This is a genomic window from Niastella soli, from assembly GCF_017742245.1.
In the GTDB taxonomy this organism is placed as follows: Bacteria; Bacteroidota; Bacteroidia; order Chitinophagales; family Chitinophagaceae; genus Niastella; species Niastella soli.
The window spans coordinates 150,056-171,133 of record NZ_JAGHKO010000005.1 but is presented as its reverse complement, the minus strand read 5'-3'; the positions used below and the strand labels follow the sequence as shown (position 1 = coordinate 171,133).

The window sequence follows — 21,078 nt, the reverse complement described above, 5'->3', positions numbered from 1 at the left end:
GCTGTTTTAGCTGCCGGTTGGTAGCTACAGGCTATTCTTTGCTGAAAATTAACCCCTCCCTAATAATCATGAATCGAAATTTGCGATTTTTTTACCCTATTGGAAGAAATACCGGTTGGTTAAAGTCGGTATTTATTCTTTTATTGTTACCCTGGTGTTATGCAGGCATTGCCCAGGATGCAGTGGTTTCAGACCCTGTTGCACCTCAAAGCGAAGGCATGAAAGCCATTGAGGCTAACTTTCTCAATTTCCCGGTTACAGAAAAAATACCTGCTGCTATCTGGGGAAAAGTGAATCCCGGGTTGACCTATCATGTGAATGCTGTTTACAGGACCTTTGGGAACGATCCGGTGAAGTATGCAGAAGTGGTGAAAAAACGAACAGCTTATGAAAGCTATTATATAGATCCTGCACACCCGGCACAATTCACAAAGAGAAAGGGATTCGATCCCATCAATTTTCAACGCAACGGCGAATGGATCCCTGTTGATGCCACCTTAAAGCCGGTAGGTAATAACATCTACGAGGCTACTGATCAATGGGACCCCGTGGGCATAAATATTACCGCCAAAGAAAGTTATATAATTACAGCTACCGGTAAAGTACAGTTTAATAACTGGTCACTATACGGTGTTACCGGTAATAACAAAACCTTACTGGCAACTGCCGACTGGAGCCAGTATACCATAGGCAGCGACGGTATACGCATCACCAACATCTTTCCGGGTATGGATGCAGAAATGCGGGTAAGCCGCGGCGGTGTGAAAACCAGTTTTATCATTCACCGGTTGAATTTTACCAAATACCAGGAATTATATTTTGAAGATGCATTCAAAGGCCTCCAAAATAAAGGGCTGTATTTTGACAATAGCAATACTGAAAGCAGCAGCACAGAAACCGCCTATGCCGATGTTTCCGGCTCCCCCAAAGCCATTAAGATCACCCCTGCTTTTGGCTACATGAAAAGTGCGCCGTCTGTTGTAACAAAGTTCCCTTTCCATGTTTCAGGAAATAAATTGAGTGTCGCCGTACCTGCCGATTTTATCAAAAATGGTTTAACCACAGGCGATGTGGTGATCGATCCGCTGGTACAAAGCTCCAACTCCATTGCTGCAGCAACCGCAGGCAGCATGTACAATGCCAGTTGTGGATGGGCCAATTCCTGCGATTACACAATAGCAGTTACGCCGCCTGCCAATGCTACCATTACCGGCATTGCCACTTCCGAATACATAGTAGCCACCGCACCCTGCGGTATTGAAAACTTTGCCTGGAAGATAATTATGGGCACGTGTCAAAGCCCGGGTGTAGGTTTGGTGAGACGTTACAGTGCTTCTGGACCAGGGGCTGCCTGGGCCGGTTATATTAATGAAACGAGTTTATTGCCCTGCGCACCGGCTCCTTCCTGTACTCCTGCGCCTATTAACGTAACATTTAAATTATATCGTGGCTGTGTAGGGCCTGTGGGTTGCGACAATACGTGTATTGGCCTTGTTCAACCGCTGGAGGCAGTGATCAGCGGACATACCGCTGAATTATCAACGATCACCGCCACTACGGTGTTGCAATGTAATGGACAGGATATAACTTTCAACACTTCTGGTATAAATGGCGTACCGCCCTTTTCAACCATAGACTGGAGTTACGATCCTTCCGGCATTCCCTCGCTGGGTACCGGCCCCAGCATTACTACCGGTGCTGCGTTGACACCTGGAAATTACACTATCCATGCCCGGGCAACAGATGCATGCGGCACATTGGCCCAAACCAATTTGCCATTTGTAATAAAACCATTACCAGTAATAACATTAGCTGCCGGCGAAACTATTTGCAATGGCGGCATCACCAATATTACGCCTTCTTCTTCAGAACCAGGTACCACTTATACCTGGACGGTAGTACAAACCGGTGTTACCGGCGCCAGCAACGGTTCAGGCACTGCCATTACACAAACATTAAGTAATAGCGGAACCACCACCGGCACAGCCGTATATACCATTACCCCTACCGCCAATGGTTGCGATGGAACACCTGTGATTTATACTGTAACAGTAAACCCTGTGCCCGCTGTATTGTATGTGGATGGAAGTACAGGTAATGATAACAATTGTGGCAGTACCTGGACAGATGCGTTCAAAACGTTTTCCAGGGCGTTGGATGTTGCCCGCCAAAGTACCATTGTAGATAGCATTCTGGTTGCCAAAGGTACCTACTACCCTACCGGTGATCAAACCGCTACCAATCGCGATAGTAGCTTTCTGATCCTTCGTGGTAAATTTAAAATATATGGTGGTTATCCCAATGGTGGCGGCGTACGCGATATTGTGAACAATCCCACTATTTTAAGCGGTGATATAGGAACATTGAATGACAGCATCGATAACAGCTACCACGTAATGGTGATCACCGGGAATATTCCTGCTACCTCCGATAGTATTGTGGTGGATGGCTTTACCTTTACCAAAGGTACAGCCAATGGTTCCGGCCTCTTCAATTATGCAAATACCGGCATTTTCTTATACCAGGGACATGGCGCCGGGATCTATATGCAGGCAAATGCTACCGGCCCAAAAACTGCCTTGCGTAACCTTACCTTTACCGACGGTACGGCAGCTATACTGGGTGGCGCGATGGAATTGGTAGCTGCTTCACCACTTATTCAAAATTGTACATTCAGTAATAACCGCACACTGACTTATGGCGGGGCGTTGGCAAACGACCACAAGGCCAGTCCTTATGTTACCGGTTGCAGCTTTACTGGTAATATCTCCAATAATGCAGGCGGTGCCATCTTCAGCCAGGACCCTGATTCAGGGCCAACATTTGATAATTGCAGTTTTACTGGCAATAAAGCTACAACCAGTTCAAGTTCCACATATGGCGGAGCTATGTTCAACAGAAATGCAGCTACGGTAAATATTACCAATTGTACTTTTACGGGCAACCAGGCTAACAGTACAGGATTCACCTATGGCGGAGTTATATATAGCATAGGTTCAAGTACAACAAACATTACGAAATCTATTTTTACCACTAACCAGGCCACTGGTGGTGGTGGCGCTATTGCCATAGATGGCAACTCCATAACCAATATTTCGTACAGTTCTTTTGATGGCAATATCTCCAGGAATCTGGCAGGCGATGTTGGTTCAGGTGGCGCATTACAAACAATGACAGGCGGTGGCACCTTTAACATAAACAACTCTGTACTGGTGAATAATTCAGCCGCTGGCACCAATGATGATGGCGGTGGCGCCATCATGGCCTATTCGGGTACGTTCAATTGCAGAAGTGTCACGTTATCGGGTAATATTACAGCAAGCTCTATAAAACCCAATGCAGCTGGTATTAGCGTGGTTGCAGGCGCCACGGTAAACTTCTTCAACAGCATCAGCTGGGGTAACCCTGCGAACCAGGTACATAATCTTGGCACCATTAATTATGACCATTCGCTGGTAAAAGGATCAGCAGCCGCCTTGCCTAACCTCGACCTTGATCCGCAGTTTGTAAATGCGGGTAACCCGAGTGGCCCAGATGGCCAGTGGGGTACTGCCGATGATGGTTTGCAACTCACGCCTTGCAGTCCGGCCGCTGATATGGGTAATAATTCTTTGTTAGCAGGCATTCCTACTGACGAAGCAGGCAATGGAAGGATCTTTGGCCCCTTGGTAGATATGGGTGCTTATGAATTGCAGGCCCCGCTCACGCCCATGAACTTTACCAATGTAGTAAAAACCTATGGCGATGCGGATGCACCCGTTCCTAATATCACTAATTGCTCCGGTTTGCCCGTAACCTTTAGCATTACCAATACCGCGCTGGCCACTATTGTCAGCGGCAACCTGCATATTTTGAAAGCAGGAACAACTACAATAACAGCCCACACGGTCAATGGCGTACCTGATGTAACAGTAAACCTTACCATCAATCCCAAACCAATAACTATAGGTCTTACGTCAACAGCTGTAAGCAAAGTATATGATGGTAATACCAATGCTACAGTCAGTGCGGCTAATTTACAATTTGCCGCTGGTGATGTAGTTGGAACTGATGATGTAACCATTACATTGAGCAGCCCTCTGGCATCTTATGATACCAAAGACGCCGGCACGGGAAAAACAGTATCCGTTCCCCTGGCCAACATCAGCTTAACAGGCACTACTGCTGGTAATTATATTATATCAAATACAACTGATATCAGCGCCCCTATTGGAATTATTACGCCGCTGGCCATCATCATAACTGCTGATACAAAAACAAAAGTATATAGCAATGTCGATCCGGCATTTACCTACACCAACACCCCAGCCCTGATTGCGGGAGACGCCTTTACCGGCTCATTGAACAGAACACCGGGTGAAAATGTGGGCACCTATACCATTAACCAGGGATCACTTGCATTAAGCAGCAACTACACCATTACGTATAATGCGAACGATCTGACCATTACGCCCCTGGCCATCACCATAACTGCTGATACAAAAACAAAAGTATATGGCAATGCCGATCCGGCGCTTACCTATACTTATACGCCGGCATTGGTCACTGGTGATGCGTTCACTGGTTCATTGAGCAGAGCAGCGGGTGAAAATGTGGGCACCTATACCATTAACCAGGGATCGCTTGCATTAAGCAGCAACTACACCATTACGTATAATGCGAACGATCTGGCCATTACCCCCCTGGCCATTGCCATAACTGCTGACACAAAAACAAAAGTATATGGCAACGCTGATCCGGCGCTTACCTATATTTATACGCCAGCTCTGATTGGCAGCGACGCATTCAGCGGTTCGTTAACCAGAACAGCGGGGGAAAATATCGGCAATTACACAATTAATCAGGGATCGTTGGTATTGAGCAGTAATTATACCACCACGTTTACCAACAATAACTTATTGATCACCCCCAGGCCTGTTACAGTTACTGCAACCGGCCAGTCAAAAACGTATGGCGATGCTGATCCGGCACTCACATATACCTTTGCGCCCGCACTGGCATTCAGTGATGTATTTACCGGCTCATTAAGCAGGGCCTCCGGAGAAAACGTAGGTATTTATGCCATTGGCCAGAATACCCTGACGCTCGGAAACAATTATCAGCTCACCTATGTACCGGCCGATCTGGTTATTTTAAAGGCCGTACTTACAGCAACAGCTGGCAATAAAACTATTTGCGCGAACGAAACACTATACTCTTCGGAAGTGCCAGTCAGCTATTCAGGATTTAAATTCAGCGATAACAAAGCTGTTATAAGAAGAGAACCTACAACTATAATCCCGGCCTATTCCTCAGCAGGCACCTATTCCCTTATTCCAATAGGAGGATCTGCTGATAACTACACCTTCGCTTACGCATATGGTCAGTTAACGGTACTCCCCGTTCCTTTGGGTGCTATTGCACAAATACCTATTGGCCCAGGCGTAGTAAATACCCCGAATGTAAACAGCGGCGTACAATTGAATGCGCCAGCTGATGCCGGCTATAATTATTCGTGGAGTACCGGGGAAACCACCCAGTCGATATTGACAAGAACGTCCGGCGCTTATTCGGTACGGGTTACCAATTCACAAGGTTGTTCAACAAAATTCTATTCCGATGTAAAACAGCTCAACGTCATTATCCCGAATATTTTCTCACCGAATGGCGATAACCTGCATGACAGATGGGTGATCGAGAATCTCGAAAATTATCCGGGTAATATCGTATTGATCTATAACCGGTACGGACAGGTAGTTTACAAGATGTCAAACTTTACTTCGTGGGATGGAAAGGTAAATGGCACCGACATGCCTGTTGGGACCTATTATTATATAATCGATCTCAGAAATGGACAAAAACCATTAACCGGATACATTGACATCATCAGATAATCTGTTCAAACTAAAAATACTACAATGAAAAAGATTGTATTGTTACTTGCGGGAATGTATTTCAGCCAGGTGATGTTTGCACAGCAAAGGTCGCACTATACCCAATACATTCTCAATAATTATATTCTGAACCCGGCCCTGACGGGAATTGAAAACTATACCGATGTTAAGATCAGCGCCCGGGACCAATGGGTTGGTTTAAACGGCGCACCACGCACCACCTATTTAACGGTACATGGCCCTATTGGTAAAAAGGATTACAGGACCACGGCTACTTCATTTGAAGTACCTGGTGAAAACCCCAGAGGCAGCTCCTACTGGGAAACATACAATGCAGCAGAACCGCACCATGGTGTGGGCATGAGCATTGTTAACGACAGAACCGGGAATTTCAACCGGTTCTCGGCCAACGTAAGCTATGCCTATCACATAGGCATAAGCGCCAGAACGAGCCTGGCGGCCGGTTTTGCAGGCGGCATTTCATCAATAGGATTGAATACCAATGGTAAGGCCTTCTTTGGTTCTGACCCTACTGACCCTAGTGTAGGTGGCGCGGTAGCCAAGAACCTGCGTAAAATAAAACCCGATTTTTCCGCTGGCCTTTGGTTGTATTCTGCTGATTATTTCGTTGGCTTATCCGGGCAACAGATCATTCCACAGAAATTAGCATTTGTAGACGATGCTACGTTTAAGACCACCGGCAAACTGATACCTCACGTTTTTTTAACGGCGGGCTACCGTTTCCTGTTGAATGAGGACATCAACATGCTGCCTTCCGTGATGCTGAAATATATCAGCGGTGCATTTAAAAATGACTACCAGGTTGAAGTCAATACAAAACTGCAATACCGCGATGCGGTATGGGTGGGCGCCAGCTATCGCCAGTTTGATGGATATGCTGCTATGGCCGGCTTTAATGTTGCCCATACATTCAGCATAAGCTATGCTTATGATTATACAAAAACCGATCTGGGTACCTTTACCAAAGGCACTCATGAATTAATGATCGGTTTCCTGATCGGGAATCGCTATGGCGATACCTGTCCGCGGAATGTTTGGTAAAAAGATCAATATAGCAGCAGGCCGGTAGCGATCCATTCGTTACCGGCCTGCTGCTTTTATGTCAACTCTGCTCTTTAAAAGAAATGAGACAGGCTGCCTTTCGTACCCAAGCCATTGATAAATAAAATTACCACAAGGATAAAGGCGGGCAAAGAATTTATGTTTCCATATATAGAAAGGCACGTTCCGATTGTTTTAATGTGAAACAGTGCCTGAGTAACAATATTAACTACAGTAAACCTTATCCACATGGTTAGTGATCAAAGGGCTATTAACAATGCAGCAATTGCCATTCGGGACGCCATAATCAGCAATCCCTTTTCAAAAAGAACTCCATCAAATTTTGCCGCAGCATTTAATGTAAGCCGAAAAAAGCTGTCGCCGGCTTTTAAAGCGCTGACTGGCGTAACCATAAAACGTTTTCAATTGGAAATACTAATGCATACAGCTGGCAAAATGCTACTCACCGGCATGACCGTAAAAGAAGTTGCCATTGAATGTGGCTACATGGATTATCAAAATAACTTCACACGGGTTTTCACAAACGTGTATGGCAAGGGGCCGCAGGAATGGCTTCAAACCCAAACACCCGAAAAAAAAACCTCCTCATAGCAAGCACCATTTTTACCATGTTATATTTTCTAACCTTTAATAACATGGCATACAAACGGGAAGAATGGAAAATTTAAAAAGGACTTTTCTGATAGCAATTTATTCGAAAAGTTTAAAAACAAGTTCTTAACTTGCTTATGCAAACAAAGGAAGAGACAAACGTGGTAATCCGGAGTGACAATTTTCTCCTGTTTTTATATCCCACACGAATGAACTGCATGAATGATCCGCTTGAATGACCTGCATGAATGACAAGGTTTTGCCGTAACAATTAAGAAAATATTTTTTTGACCATTTAGTCTACTAATTAATAGGGTTATAAATTAGTAACAGCTCTTATTCACTGGAACACAATTTTATTATTTAAATTTTAATAATAACCCATGAAAAAAAGAACAATACAGGCTGTCAGATTATCGCACCCCCAAAAAGCGCTACTTTCCTCAATACAACACAACTTGAAATATTGCTGTTGTTGCTGTTGTTAATAATATAATTCCCCTTTTACAGTAACTCCTATTGGGTTATTTAAATCCTTTCCATCTTTTAATTAGCTGGTTCATAAAAATCATTAAACAATTCAGCGAGTTGTCATGAACGCCCGTGCAACTCAGCAATAAATTTATTCCATTAAACCTCTATAGTATGAAAAATATACAATTCCAACGGCGTGTATTAACCATTCTGCCTTCGGTAAAGAAACAACTGGAAGAGAACAAAAGCGCTGATAACGTTAATAAGCTGGCAACAGATTTCAACATCAGCCGTAACTCTCTTCAGAACGCTTTCAAAAAGCAATGCGGGGTAGGCATCAGGAAATTTAAACTTCAGCATAGAATGGAACTGGCAAAACAAATGCTGGAAGAGGGAATTAATATTAAGGTGATAGCGTTCACACTTAACTATTCGCACAGCAGAAATTTCAGTACTGCCTTTAAAAAGCATTTTGGTGTTGCACCTACTCAAATGATCAGTTCCTGTGCAAACGAAGATCAACATGTGCTAACCAAGACCGGATAAATTTGGAACATGGTGATTTGAAATAGTAACTTGCTATTGTAATCGAAAGTGAGAAACTGATCAGAGGTTGAAAGGAAATATAATCTCTTATTGTCACAAATGAATGACCCTGTTATTAGACGAAGTACATTGAGGATATGATCGCTGCCAGGTGTTAATCCGATCTAAATTTACTAGCAAGATAACAGACTATATTCTGTACCCAGAAAATCACATTCTCTACATATATGAACTACATACCTGTAATCCGTGCTGGTGATGCACTGTGCCAACTTTTAAAAAGGGTCAATAACATGTAGCAATTGCATCTTCGCTCAAACGATGCAAACGGGAATATCATTACCGGCACGTGATTAAAGGATGTTGCAGTGATTTCTCTTACAAATTGTTTTACAAAAAAAGGAATGAAGTATTTCCATTGGTTTCTTCAAGTAACCACATGACTCTTTTTGCCTTTAAATTAAACTTATGTCAAAGAAAGCAATAATAATTGGTGCAGGGCCTGCAGGTTTGACCGCAGCCTATGAACTCCTGAAGCGTACCGATATAAAGCCGATCATTTTAGAAAAAAGCGGTGACATAGGAGGCATATCCAAAACCATCAATTACAAAGGGAATAGGATGGACATGGGTCCGCATCGATTTTTCTCCAAATCTGATCGTGTAATGAACTGGTGGCTGAATATCATGCCGCTTGACAAGCCAGCAGATGAAGCAATAACTATAAATTATCAGAATAAGGAGCATCAAATCCATGCAACCAGCTTAAACAATAGTGAGAGTAAAAATGACAAGGTAATGCTGGTAATACAACGATTGACAAGGATATACTTTCTGCGTAAGTTTTTTGCCTACCCTATTCAATTATCATTGAGAACCCTACGAACATTAGGTTTAATCCGTACCATTAAAATTATGATCTCCTTCCTGCTTGCACGTTTGTTTCCCCGGAAACCGGAAAAAAGCCTGGAAGATTTTATCATCAATAAGTTTGGTAAACAACTTTACTTACTCTTTTTCAAAGACTATACAGAAAAGGTATGGGGCGTACCCTGTCATGAGATCTCGGCAGAATGGGGTGCTCAACGGATCAAAGGTGTATCCTTAGGCAAGGCCATTGGCGAAGCCATCAAATCATTGAAGAAAAAGAAAGAAGGCGATATCAGTCAGAAGGAAAAAGAGACCAGTTTAATAGAGCAATTTTTGTATCCGAAATATGGGCCCGGATCGCTGTGGGAAGAAGTTGCCCGGCAGGTGGAAGAAATGGGAGGTAAAATATACCTCCACCAAAATGTAAGCAATATATATTTTGAAGATGGAAAAATTGTCGGCGTCAATACCATCAACAGCGAGACCAATCAAACAGGCGCCTGGGAAGGTAACTACTTTTTCTCTTCCATGCCAGTGCAGGAACTAATTGCCGGCATGGATGCCGGGGCACCCTCACTCGTTCCACAAGATGTTAAGGACGTTGCCGCCGGTTTGCAATACAGGGACTTTATAAATGTAGGGGTCCTACTGAAGCAATTATCAAAACCAGTTGGCAAAGGCGGATACGAGAAACTGGAACTAAAAGACAACTGGATCTACATCCAGGAGCGGGATGTAAAAGTGGGCCGGCTGATGATCTACAACAACTGGGGCGAAGGCATGGTCAACAACCCTACCAACACCTGGATAGGCATGGAATATTTCTGTAACAAATCAGATGATTTCTGGGCCCTACCCGATGAAGCCATTCAAAAGATCGCCATCCAGGAGCTGGAAAAGATGAAGTTGGCACATGCTGGCGATGTACTGGACATTACCGTTCGGCGATTGGAAAAAACCTACCCTGCCTATTTTGGTACCTATCATCAGTTTGATAAGATCAGGGAGTATGTCAATCAGTTCGAAAATCTTTTTCTGGTTGGCCGCAATGGAATGCATAAGTATAATAATACCGACCACTCCATGCTCACCGCAATGGTAGCCGTTGATAACATAGTTGAAGGCGCAACCAGCAAGGAAAATCTTTGGAACATTAATACAGAGCAGGAGTATCATGAAGTAAAGAAGGAAGAAATGGCTGCACAGGTGAGGCCAGAGTCGGCGTCACAACCCCTCCCCCAATTGGACTTATCATTTAAACATTTTATTTTTCGTCAACAAAGGTTATGGTTTTGGTCTGCTATTGTTTTGTTTCTTGTGCAATTTGTATTGTTTAAGCTGTACTACGTTTATGCTAACTACATGCCCGATTCTTATTCATACCTGGCAGCGGCAACAGTGAATGCAGATTTAAATACCTGGCCTGTCGCTTACTCCAAGTTCCTGCGCATATTTAGTAGTTTTGCACATTCGGATTATCTACTTACCGGCTTTCAATATATCTTCCTGAGCTTGTCCGGCCTGAGCTTTGTGTTCACTTTGCTGTACTTCTTTAGGCCTGGTAAATCGGTTAAATACATTTTGTTAGTTTTTATCACTATTAATCCGGTCGCTTTATATGTCGCCAATTATATTTCGGCAGATACCCTGTTTATTGGTTTTAGTCTATTGTGGTTAACCCAACTGATCTGGATCATATATCGCCCAAAAACCTGGATGATCTTTACACAGGCAATATTACTGATGGTTTTATTTACGCTGCGATACAATGCGATTTATTATCCATTGGTGACAGGGCTTGCCTTTATACTTTCCCGACAAAAATGGACATTAAAATTGGCTGGAATGTCAGCAGGCTTTGCGCTGATCGCCTGGAGTGTACTATTCACAAGCAATAAAATGCAGACAGAAACAGGCCATAAACAGTTCAGTCCTTTCGGTGGCTGGCAATTAGCTAACAATGCACTGTACATGTATGAGCAAATACCTGCCAACGAACGGAAACCAGTACCTGCCCGTTTCGAGAAGTTAGAAAAAATGGTGAGGCAACACATGGATACCTTGTCAAAAGTAAAGCTAACAAAACTAGACTCTTTAAATAGTTACTTTTATCTATGGAGTGATAGAGGTCCATTGATCCAGTATATGACCCAGGAATGGAAAAAAGACACCTCAGCACCCTATTTCAAACGTTGGGCTTCTGTAGCACCATTGTATTCAGACTATGCACAGTTACTAATGCGTAATTATCCAACACAATTTATAAAAGCCTTTATATTTCCGAACCTGGAAAAATTCTTTGTACCCCCTCCTGAGTTTTTAGAAACCTATAACATGGGATCTGATAGCGTCGGAAAACTGGCGAAAGAATGGTTTAACTATAAGAGCCAGGAGATAATAAAACACAACGCAATAAAATATTCTAAACCCAAACCCACACAAATCTATCCAATATTTTCAGCTTTAGTTAACGTATTATTACTGATTTGCCTGGCCGGAATGTTCGTCTTTAATGGATTTAATAAAAACAATAATGATATATCCAAAACCTTAATATTAATATTATTTCTGTGGATCCTTAATATAACATTCAGTGTATTTGCCTCTCCAATTGTACTCAGATATCAGTTATTCCCATTGATCATGAGTTTTGGGCTATCAATAATTTTGATCGAAAACATTTATAAGTTCATTTCTTTAGAAAATGCAAAAGAAAGAACTCAAAATTCTTTGCGCAATTCACCTGCATATGTTAACTAATGCAGGAATTAGCCAAGGTTAACATTGGCTGATTGATGCGGTCAACCACCACCTCCGCTAAAATAAAAGGTTGGTAAAAGGGGAAACCGAAAACCTTCAAAAGAGTAGGTGCCAAATAAAATTAAAAACAGTTTTTATGAAAAAAACGAAATTTTTTATTGCCGCAGGAATATTAGCCTTAGGCATCACAGGCGCGTTTGCCTTCAAGGTTGAAACTAAAAGAACAGCAGTAACAAACCTGTATATAGGCGCAACACAGGTCCTTACCGATCAAACTGGCAAAATCTATAATAATAGCGCAGCCGGTTATCAACCCGTATATCTTCGTATCAATACCACAAACTACAGACTTAAAGATGCGTCTGGAACTGACTTATTTTATGATGCAAATTAATAAGTCCTGAATTCATACTAAAGTCGCCACAAAAGGCGACTTTAGATTTACATTTAAACATTAACGTGGCTCGCTTGTAAGATATTGCAATTTAAAGGCACTACACGCATCTACCACGTCGCTAAAATAAAACTTGGTAACGAGATACCACTGAAAACCTTCAAAAGGATAGCTACCAAGTTTAATTAAAACCAGTTTTATGAAAAAAGAAAAAATTTTCGCTACCGGAGGGATATTAGCCCTGGGCATCACAGGTGCATTTGCCTTCAAGGTTGAAACTAAAAGAACACAAATACCGAACCTGTATATAAATGGAGTACTCGTTGCTATCGATCAAACTGGCAAAATCTATAATAATAGTGCCGCCGGCTATGTGCCAGTGTATTTCCGGCTCAATACCACTAACTACAGATTTAAAGATGGGAATGGAGTGGATTTATTTTATGATGCAAATTAATAAGTGCTGCATTCATGCTAAAGTCGCCACAAAAGGCAACTTTAGATCCATATTAAACATTAACATGGTCACTTGTAAGATATTGCCAATTTAAAGGCTCCATAGCCATTTACGATACCACCACTCAAGCATTTTTTTTCAAAAATATCTCTTTTCAGCACAGACTTCATGATGATGTCTTTGACCTGTATGGCTGTTAGATTTGGGTAATACCCCCTAAGCAAAGCTGCCAACCCTGTTACTACAGGGGCTGCCATACTAGTACCATCCTCAAATTCGTACTTATTTCCAGGAACGCATGAATAGATGTGAACACCAGGCGCGAAAACATCAACGGTTTCTTTTCCGTAGTTAGAAAAATTTGCTGCATTACCGCTTTGGTCAGATGCACCTACTTCAATCCAGGCATCCGCCTTGCCTGAGATATCAGCATAATTCCGGCATGGATAATTATCATTTGAATCCAGGTTCTTTCCATCATTGCCTGCTGCATGAACAATTAGCACATCCTTTTCCATTGCATATTTCACGGCATTGTCTACGCATTTTTTATTCCACGAAAATGGCTTGCCAAAGCTCATGTTTATTACCCTCGCCCCATTGTCTACAGCATACCGAATGGCATTAGCAATATCTTTGTCTCTTTCATCTCCATCCGGCACTGCCCTGATCACCATAAGCTTTACATTATCTGCAATGCCGTCGATACCAATTCCATTATTTCTTGTTGCTGCAATTATACCGCCAACATGCGTTCCATGCAGAGCGTCTGGTCCCTGAATATCATTATTTCCATAAGCCCTCTCGTCACTATTGTTGTAATTGTCCTTAACTATTGAACGTGGATCATAATTAAGATTTAATGCATATTTTAGCTGATTTTGAAATTGACTATATACTTTGTCAATTGCATTTGTTTCAAAATCAGTAAAATCCTGATTTAATAAAGCATTCATCATTACGCTTCGTACTCGCTCCTCGTTTTCATTCGCAGGTTGATAAAGACTGAAATCGTGCAATGTGGGAGATGATTTATTTATTTTTTCAACAATTTTCTGTAAAGCATGCTTGAATCCTTCTAATTGACCAACAGCTGATTTAGCGCGTTGGACCTTATCATCATAAATATTCCTCAGTTTTCTATAGCATCTATAGGACTGAAGATATTCTTCAGGTACAGCGGCATAGGATAAACTGTCATAGAACCTTTTATCTTTTCGGATAATTCTTGTCAGTTCCAGGTTATCATAATGAACATTTCCCAGCTGTGAACCAATAAAATTCCAACCGTGAACGTCATCTAGGTAACCATTAGCATCATCATCTTGTTTATTATTTCTTTCGCGTTCATTATTCCACAGTGCCAGTTTCAAATCAGAATGAGAGGAATCAATTCCACTATCAATCACAGCCACAATCACAATTTTGGCACGTTTGTTCTTTAGAAGGTCAGCATAAACCTTATTAATACCGATCCCAAATACTGAGTCATCTTGTAAATCCAGATTTTGCCAATTCTTTCCCTGACCTTTTACATTAATCCATGCAAACACCACCAAAACAATCATAATCGTTTTCATAATTATTTCACCTATTGTTGGTTTTATCTAAATACTTTTCCAAATAATATTGCAATTCAACTCCGTAAACATTCCAGGCAATTATTCTGCCCCGTTCATCCACCAATGCATTTACAGACTTTGATTTTCCGGCAGAGGGCTCATCATAAACCTGCATTCCGATACCCGCTTTTCCTTTCAGATCTGAAAGATGGTACCACGGCATCTCTGCAACACTCATCTTCCACTTTTTAAGGCTTGTATCAGTATAAAGCCCAATTATATTCAACCCTTTACCTTGATACTTGTTATAAAAAGTAAGAAGTTCCGATTGTGACACATCCAGATTCGTAGAACCCAGGTTCCAAAAATTAACCAAAGTAACCTTACTCTTCTTTACAACATCATTAATTGAAAGCATCTTCCCCTCCGGTGTTGATAAGTTGACTGAGGGAAATGGCTGGCCGGCACAAAGCACAGATTGCCTATCAAGCAATTTGCCAAAAAAGCTTTTTTTACATTCTTCATTAAGTATAGAATCAAATGCAAATCTTAGCCAGGTCACATTGCCAAGCTGCAGGAACTCTTTATTCGCATATAAACCCCAGGCCAGCATTTTATTCAATGGGCTTTCTTTTACAACAGAGAAAAATAAACTACTGCCGATTGCATTTTTTGCCTTAACCAATCCATCAACTAAATCGAAATTAAAGCCGATAGAATCGCGCACCTTATCTATAATTGATTGTAAATTGCTCACCGCAAAATGGTAAACGACTAGTGGCTTAAACACTTTTTCAAAATCACACGTTGCTGGAATACCTTGAATAGTAAGCCAATCTTGAAGCTGACTTTCCCAGGGAATACTGTCAGCATTACCACGAATCACAATATGTTGTCCATTCTCAAGTCCTAGCCACCAAGAGTAAAAATTATTGTCTTTTACATATCCTATCTCATAAACCCTTGGACCATCTGTTACAATATTTGAAAGATTAAAATGTCCATCTTTAATTGTAGCAGAGTCTACAATTATTCTATCCGGAAACCTACCCAATAGGGTTAATGTTATTTTTGTTGCGTTCGGAAGCCCCTTAATATAACCTTCAATAATACCTGGACGGTTTTGTTGTGCCGATAAGTTGAAATAAGTTGAAAACAATAACGCAGTAATCAAAAACAGTTTTCCCTTTTTGTTAATCATGCTATTCTTATTTAATTATAATTCACACATTAAATCCCATTGTAATTCTACTGTATCCATTCTCATACTTAAACCATCTATTGATAACCTGGATTTTGGGTCAAAGCAGGCGCTTTTTGCAGCTCTGAGAATGGGATTGGGTATAATTGGTCTGTTTCCTGCCATTCATTCCCTTTTACTAAACTTAAAATTGTATTCGCAGCATCGGTTCTCTCCAAATCGAACCATCGATGTCCCCATTCCGAAAACAATTCAATTCGACGTTCCTGGGCTATTGCTGCCAATACCTGGGCTTGAGATAATGAAGTTGAAAGATCAGCCAGCCCCGCTCTATTGCGGATTACATTTAAATCGGATATAGCCCCGGCTTGATTATTTTGATGAGACCTTGCCTCAGCCCGAATAAGATATTGTTCCGCCAATCGTAATACAGAGTAGTATTCTTCTATGTTATCCTTTGCGCCCTCCTTAATTTTATATTTAAAAGGATAATAGTAGGTAGTAATGGCGTTTCCATCATCATACATTGTAGAATCAATCCACTTCGATCTCCTTTCGTCTCCAACTTCAAAGGCATTTAAAAGCTGATCAGTAATATAAAACATCGGGTTATCTGACGAACTGTATGGAATAAAATCATTGGCTTCACTAGGAGCGTACGGCCATTGATTATATACCATCGCCTGCCAGATGGACTCTTTACTATTTTTTAAAAAGACTTGATTTAAATCTGTTTGCAAACTAAAATCGTTCGTATTTTCAATTAAAGCCGATGATTGCATCTCTGCATTTAACCAGTCTTTCTTAAACAAGTAAACCCTTGCTAATAGAGCGGTTGCGGCCCATTTATTGACCCTTGTCCGTTCATTTTTTGATAAAGAATAATTAGTAGCAAGGGAGTGCTGGGCATCTAACAAATCTGAAATAATAAACTTATAAATATCAGCTTTAGGAGACCGATTTAGGGTTGCTGTTGTTTTCCAGGCAGTACTTGAAACCAGTGGCACGTCGCCGAATAAATTTGTAAGGTAGAAATAGCAAAATGACCGAAGAAATTTTGCTTCGCCTGTTAATTGTTTTTTTACAGAATCGGAAATCGCACCCGAAGCGTTTAATCCTTCAATAACCGCATTTGCCCTATATATGGCTGAATAAGCAGGGCTCCACAATTCATTACTCAACATCCCATTATTGGATTGCAAGGAATTACTTTCAAATTGTGAAATATCATCACTATAAAAGTATTTAAGCTCATCGGCTGATAAACCGGCATACCTTGTTATAGTACCAGTTCCGAATGATATACCAGAGGAAGCAATTAAATTACTGTAGATTCCCATCACAGCGGATGTGGCAGTCGCTTCATTTTCAAAAACATCAGTTGAAGTAATAGTGTTGACGGGGGGAGGAACATCTACAATTTTTTTGCATGCTATGATATTGAACGTTAATAATAATACGAGAAAAAATAAAAATCTCGAGCCCGTATATCTGATTGCATCAATCGAAACTTTGTTGTTCGACCGATTTATATTCTCAAAGTTTATATTGTTTATCATATATTCATGTTTGACTTATTCGTAATGATTTAAAAGCTAAATGAGATCCCTCCAACGACAACCCTGGAAGGAGGCATTCCGCCAAAATTTTGGGTTTCCGGATCTATTCCTTTGTAGTTGGTAATTACGAATAAATTCTGGGCCTGTAGATATATATTACAGTTTTGCAATCCTGCTTTTTTAATTACAGATTTTGGCAAACTATATGATATTGAAGCATTCTGAAGACGAACAAAAGAAGCATCTGTATAAATACCGTCGGAAAACCCTTTAAAAAATATGTCTTCGCTTCTTTGTATACTGGTGAATCTGGCGACATTCGTGATATCACCTTGTTTTCGCCAACGTTGTAAAACTAGAGTTGGCATATTGGCCATACTCCCTGCTAATAATCCCGCCAAAGCATTTCTACCAGTTTGCTTGGTGAAGTTGAAGAATAGACTTAAACTCAATCCTTTGTATGACAGAATATTACCAAGGCCTCCACTACATTTTGGACTTACATCATATATGAAATAGTCTGAAGAATTATTTCTAACACTCCCATCTTTGTTTTTATCCTCAAATGTGTATTTACCAGTCTCCGGATCTACTCCGGTATAATGCAAGAGCTTCCTGATGTTCAAAGGATATCCTATTGCGAGCGTTGAAGCATAGGGCGATAATTCAAAGCCTGGATACGATATCAACTTGTTTTTATTAAACCCAGCATTGATGGAAACTGACCATTTAAATTCTTTGGCCTCTACAATTTTAATATTTGCAGAGTACTCCCAACCGGAATTTTCTACTAAAGCAGGAGAATTTGAGGTAACATCTGAAAATCCAGTGAAATCAGGTATTGGGACGGCGACTAACTGATTATCACAACGATTTCGATACCAGGAAATGAGTAAGTTAATACGATCTTTAAATAGTCCCAATTCCAGTGCGGCTTCTATTTTGCGATTGACTTGCCAACGGTAATCCGGATTATAATGTTGAATTGGAGCCAATGGAGAAATATCCGAATAATTTTGATCTTGTATTTGCCACCGTGTTAAATAGCCATACGATGGCCCTTCACCGCCTGTCGTTCCATAACTACCTCTTAATTTACCAAAATTTAAGAACTTGATACGTTTGATCAACTGCTCTTCACTAAAGATCCATCCAACTCCGATTGAGCCAAAATTACCAAACTGTTTGCCCGGACCAAAAGTTGATGAACCATCTCTACGAGCTGAAAGATTTAGAAGATATTTATTTTCCCAATTATAATTCACCCGTGCGAATATTGCAGCGTATTTATATTGACCGTAATTAGAGCTTGCAAATCGGGTTGGAGCATTCGAGATAGTATGTAGTAGCGCATCAGTGGTATATCCAGATCCTGAAAAATAATCACCCTTTGTAATATTTTCTTGTTTCGACCCCCCAACTAAAACATTGATCTTTCCTTTGCTCCAAAAACTGCTATACTCAATTTGAGGTTCAATAATCCAATTACGATTGACGTTATTTCCAAAAGAGGCATTTCCTAAAGGTGAGATCTTAGGGTCCTGAGATGAAATTGGTTCAAATGACTCCTGAGCATTTTGAGCATTATTAAACCCAAAACTACCTTTTACACTCAGTCCCTTAATAATTTCATACCCAATAGTCAAATTACTGGTAAGCAAGTGCGTCTTAGCCGAATAGGGTTGAAATAAGCCAGCAAATGGATATTGTGAACGAAAGGGTGCCCAACCCTGATAATTTGGTTTGCCAGATAAATCTAAAATGGGTGGCGCATTGGGCGGCAATGTAACAGCATTAATAGAAACATTGACCATTCCTGATTGAGTAACTGTGTAATTGCCGGTAAGAGAAATAGTTAATTTTTGATTAGCGTTTTTATGGTTTACATTAAAAGAAAAAGCACCTCTTTGATCAGCACCACTGGTCGTAAGTATATTGGTAATCCGATTATATCCTACGCCAATCCGAAACGATGTCCGGGAATCACCTCCAGATAATGATGTCTGAATGTTTACATTCTTTCCGGTTCCGCCCCAGATTGCTCTTTGCCAATCTGTATATCGCGTGGTGTCCCACACAAGTAAATCAAATGCATTACCGGCTGTCATGTTTTGACCCGCATTAGTAAAAGCCTCCCTTCTCATTTGCAGGTATTGCTTTGTATCCAACATATCCCAATACCGGGAAACTTCGCTTATGCCTAAGTTCGCATTTACATCTAATTTCGATTTACCAGCCTTACCTTTCTTTGTAGTAACCAATATGACGCCGTTAGACCCCCTTGAACCATAAATCGATGTTGCGTCTGCATCTTTCAAGATCTCAATAGATTCAATATCGCTGGGATTAATATTAAAAAATGGGCTCTGACCTAAAGCTGGTCCAACAAAACCATTCTGAATAAGTCCCTTTGAGCCAATAGAATAGTTATCTGGATTATCTGTTATTTCCATTATAGTCAAAGGAACTCCATCAATAACAAATAAGGGTTCACCTGAAAAGATGCCATTTATATTGTTTCTGCCTCTAATTTCAACTTTAAATGGGGCGCTCGCATAACCATTTGTTTGACTTATTATCAATCCTGGCACTTTGCCCTGCAATGCCTGTAATGGATTAACAACAGGTTGTTTTGAAATTTCTTCGGCTGTAACTTTTGCGATACTGCCAGTAGACAATCTTTGTGTAGTTGTACCATAAGCTTGCATTACCACCTGATCCAGTTGGTTAATTGCAGGCTCCATTACTAAGGTTAGCGTAATAAACTCACTTATTTTAATGTTTCGCGGTGCAAATCCAGTATAGCTTATAACAATTATATCATTAAGGTTACAATCGTGCAAAAGAAAACCTCCATTGGCATCTGTTATTGTTCCCTTGCCAGTTCTTTTATTAACTACGTTGGCTGACACAAGCGGTTCGCCTTCTTTTGTCAGGACCCTGCCTTTTATATCTCCCTGATCAATTTGTTGTTGCGATTGAAGTTCTCCGATTTTTCCAGATGATTTCACCGGATGTACCCCCACAATTTTTCCAACAACAGTATAATTTAATTGTTGCTCCTTTAAGCAGATCTCCATGACGGCTTTTAACGTAGCGTTAGCTACATTGATAGTTACCGTTTTTCCTCTTACATATTCCGGTCTGTAAAGGAAGGAAAGCCCTGTTTGTGCTGTAATGGAATTAAACACCTGCTCCATGGGTGCATTGGTAACTGAAAGCGTTATTTTCTCCTGACTCCAGCTCTTAGCCGAAACCTGCAATGTAGCAGCCAGTAGCAGCATAGCGGTTATCCTCATAACCAGTAAAATTTTTCGGATTGCTCCTTTTAACGGAAATAGCTTTGGTTTTGTGCCGTCAAAAAAAGGCACTTTGCAAGCTGCATAATCTTGCATAACTTTAGTTTGTGGGTTAATTAATTATACCAGACAGTATGGATTGGTTAACCTTTTTAAAACCGGCGGTGGTAACAGCACTGCCGGTTTTGTCTTTTGCAGACAAGATCAACACCTAGATTAGGTTAGTATGGTTAGTTGTATCAAAGTGGCTTTTGCAAGCGTCAGATGGAGTGGATAGGCCAGAATGACCGTAGACTAATGAGGTAGGAGCAACCACCATTTTTTTGCTTCCGCAACCATTCATTCATTCCAATGCACTATTCTACCAAAGTAGAATATCTTACTGTTGACCCATTATAGCTATACAGTT

11 protein-coding genes are annotated in these 21,078 nt (G+C 41.0%); 7 read left to right on the top strand and 4 right to left on the bottom strand.

Annotated elements, in window-relative coordinates:
• Positions 1-68 precede the first annotated feature (68 nt).
• From J7I42_RS21230 to J7I42_RS21200, 7 genes are all read left to right on the top strand, one after another.
• Positions 69-5,873: an MBG domain-containing protein gene (locus J7I42_RS21230; RefSeq protein ID WP_209140877.1), complete on the top strand. Its 5,805-nt coding sequence runs from the start codon at positions 69-71 to the stop codon at positions 5,871-5,873.
• Positions 5,874-5,897: 24 nt separating this feature from the next.
• On the top strand, positions 5,898-6,935 hold the full coding sequence (locus J7I42_RS21225; RefSeq protein WP_209140876.1) for a PorP/SprF family type IX secretion system membrane protein: 1,038 nt from the start codon (positions 5,898-5,900) through the stop codon (positions 6,933-6,935).
• Positions 6,936-7,184: 249 nt separating this feature from the next.
• Positions 7,185-7,547, top strand: coding sequence for a helix-turn-helix domain-containing protein (locus J7I42_RS21220; RefSeq protein WP_209140875.1), 363 nt, complete (start codon positions 7,185-7,187; stop codon positions 7,545-7,547).
• Positions 7,548-8,192: 645 nt separating this feature from the next.
• A complete protein-coding gene (locus J7I42_RS21215; protein WP_209140874.1) occupies positions 8,193-8,567 on the top strand; it encodes a helix-turn-helix domain-containing protein in 375 nt (124 codons plus the stop codon).
• 468 nt (positions 8,568-9,035) lie between these two features.
• Positions 9,036-12,197 (top strand): NAD(P)/FAD-dependent oxidoreductase, encoded by a 3,162-nt coding sequence (locus J7I42_RS21210; RefSeq protein WP_209140873.1) that lies wholly within the window; start codon positions 9,036-9,038, stop codon positions 12,195-12,197.
• 136 nt (positions 12,198-12,333) lie between these two features.
• Positions 12,334-12,591 carry a hypothetical protein gene (locus tag J7I42_RS21205; RefSeq protein ID WP_209140872.1) on the top strand — a complete coding sequence of 86 codons (258 nt, stop codon included), beginning with the start codon at positions 12,334-12,336 and terminating at the stop codon, positions 12,589-12,591.
• Positions 12,592-12,790: 199 nt separating this feature from the next.
• Positions 12,791-13,048 (top strand): hypothetical protein, encoded by a 258-nt coding sequence (locus tag J7I42_RS21200; RefSeq protein ID WP_209140871.1) that lies wholly within the window; start codon positions 12,791-12,793, stop codon positions 13,046-13,048.
• A 68-nt stretch (positions 13,049-13,116) separates the two neighbouring features.
• On the opposite strand, the gene J7I42_RS21195 is transcribed toward J7I42_RS21200, so the two are convergent.
• From J7I42_RS21195 to J7I42_RS21180, 4 genes are all read right to left on the bottom strand, one after another.
• Complete coding sequence (locus J7I42_RS21195; RefSeq protein WP_209140870.1) at positions 13,117-14,628, bottom strand: S8 family peptidase; 1,512 nt, start codon at positions 14,626-14,628, stop codon at positions 13,117-13,119.
• 7 nt (positions 14,629-14,635) lie between these two features.
• Positions 14,636-15,811, bottom strand: a complete 1,176-nt coding sequence (locus tag J7I42_RS21190; RefSeq protein WP_209140869.1) for a thioredoxin-like domain-containing protein — start codon at positions 15,809-15,811, stop codon at positions 14,636-14,638.
• A 77-nt stretch (positions 15,812-15,888) separates the two neighbouring features.
• The gene (locus tag J7I42_RS21185; RefSeq protein ID WP_209140868.1) at positions 15,889-17,370 is read right to left on the bottom strand and encodes a RagB/SusD family nutrient uptake outer membrane protein; all 1,482 of its coding nucleotides are present in this window, start codon (positions 17,368-17,370) and stop codon (positions 15,889-15,891) included.
• 29 nt (positions 17,371-17,399) lie between these two features.
• Complete coding sequence (locus J7I42_RS21180) at positions 17,400-20,765, bottom strand: SusC/RagA family TonB-linked outer membrane protein (protein WP_209140867.1); 3,366 nt, start codon at positions 20,763-20,765, stop codon at positions 17,400-17,402.
• Positions 20,766-21,078 lie beyond the last annotated feature (313 nt).

What these genes read in the sequence shown, in the direction of transcription:
- J7I42_RS21210 (WP_209140873.1), top strand. Translation starts at nt 9,036, where the DNA reads ATGTCAAAGAAAGCAATAATAATTGGTGCAGGGCCTGCAGGTTTGACC.
- J7I42_RS21215 (WP_209140874.1), top strand. Translation starts at nt 8,193, where the DNA reads ATGAAAAATATACAATTCCAACGGCGTGTATTAACCATTCTGCCTTCG.
- J7I42_RS21195 (WP_209140870.1), bottom strand. Translation starts at nt 14,628, where the DNA reads ATGAAAACGATTATGATTGTTTTGGTGGTGTTTGCATGGATTAATGTA.
- J7I42_RS21185 (WP_209140868.1), bottom strand. Translation starts at nt 17,370, where the DNA reads ATGATAAACAATATAAACTTTGAGAATATAAATCGGTCGAACAACAAA.
- J7I42_RS21220 (WP_209140875.1), top strand. Translation starts at nt 7,185, where the DNA reads ATGGTTAGTGATCAAAGGGCTATTAACAATGCAGCAATTGCCATTCGG.
- J7I42_RS21225 (WP_209140876.1), top strand. Translation starts at nt 5,898, where the DNA reads ATGAAAAAGATTGTATTGTTACTTGCGGGAATGTATTTCAGCCAGGTG.
- J7I42_RS21180 (WP_209140867.1), bottom strand. Translation starts at nt 20,765, where the DNA reads ATGCAAGATTATGCAGCTTGCAAAGTGCCTTTTTTTGACGGCACAAAA.
- J7I42_RS21190 (WP_209140869.1), bottom strand. Translation starts at nt 15,811, where the DNA reads ATGATTAACAAAAAGGGAAAACTGTTTTTGATTACTGCGTTATTGTTT.
- J7I42_RS21205 (WP_209140872.1), top strand. Translation starts at nt 12,334, where the DNA reads ATGAAAAAAACGAAATTTTTTATTGCCGCAGGAATATTAGCCTTAGGC.
- J7I42_RS21230 (WP_209140877.1), top strand. Translation starts at nt 69, where the DNA reads ATGAATCGAAATTTGCGATTTTTTTACCCTATTGGAAGAAATACCGGT.
- J7I42_RS21200 (WP_209140871.1), top strand. Translation starts at nt 12,791, where the DNA reads ATGAAAAAAGAAAAAATTTTCGCTACCGGAGGGATATTAGCCCTGGGC.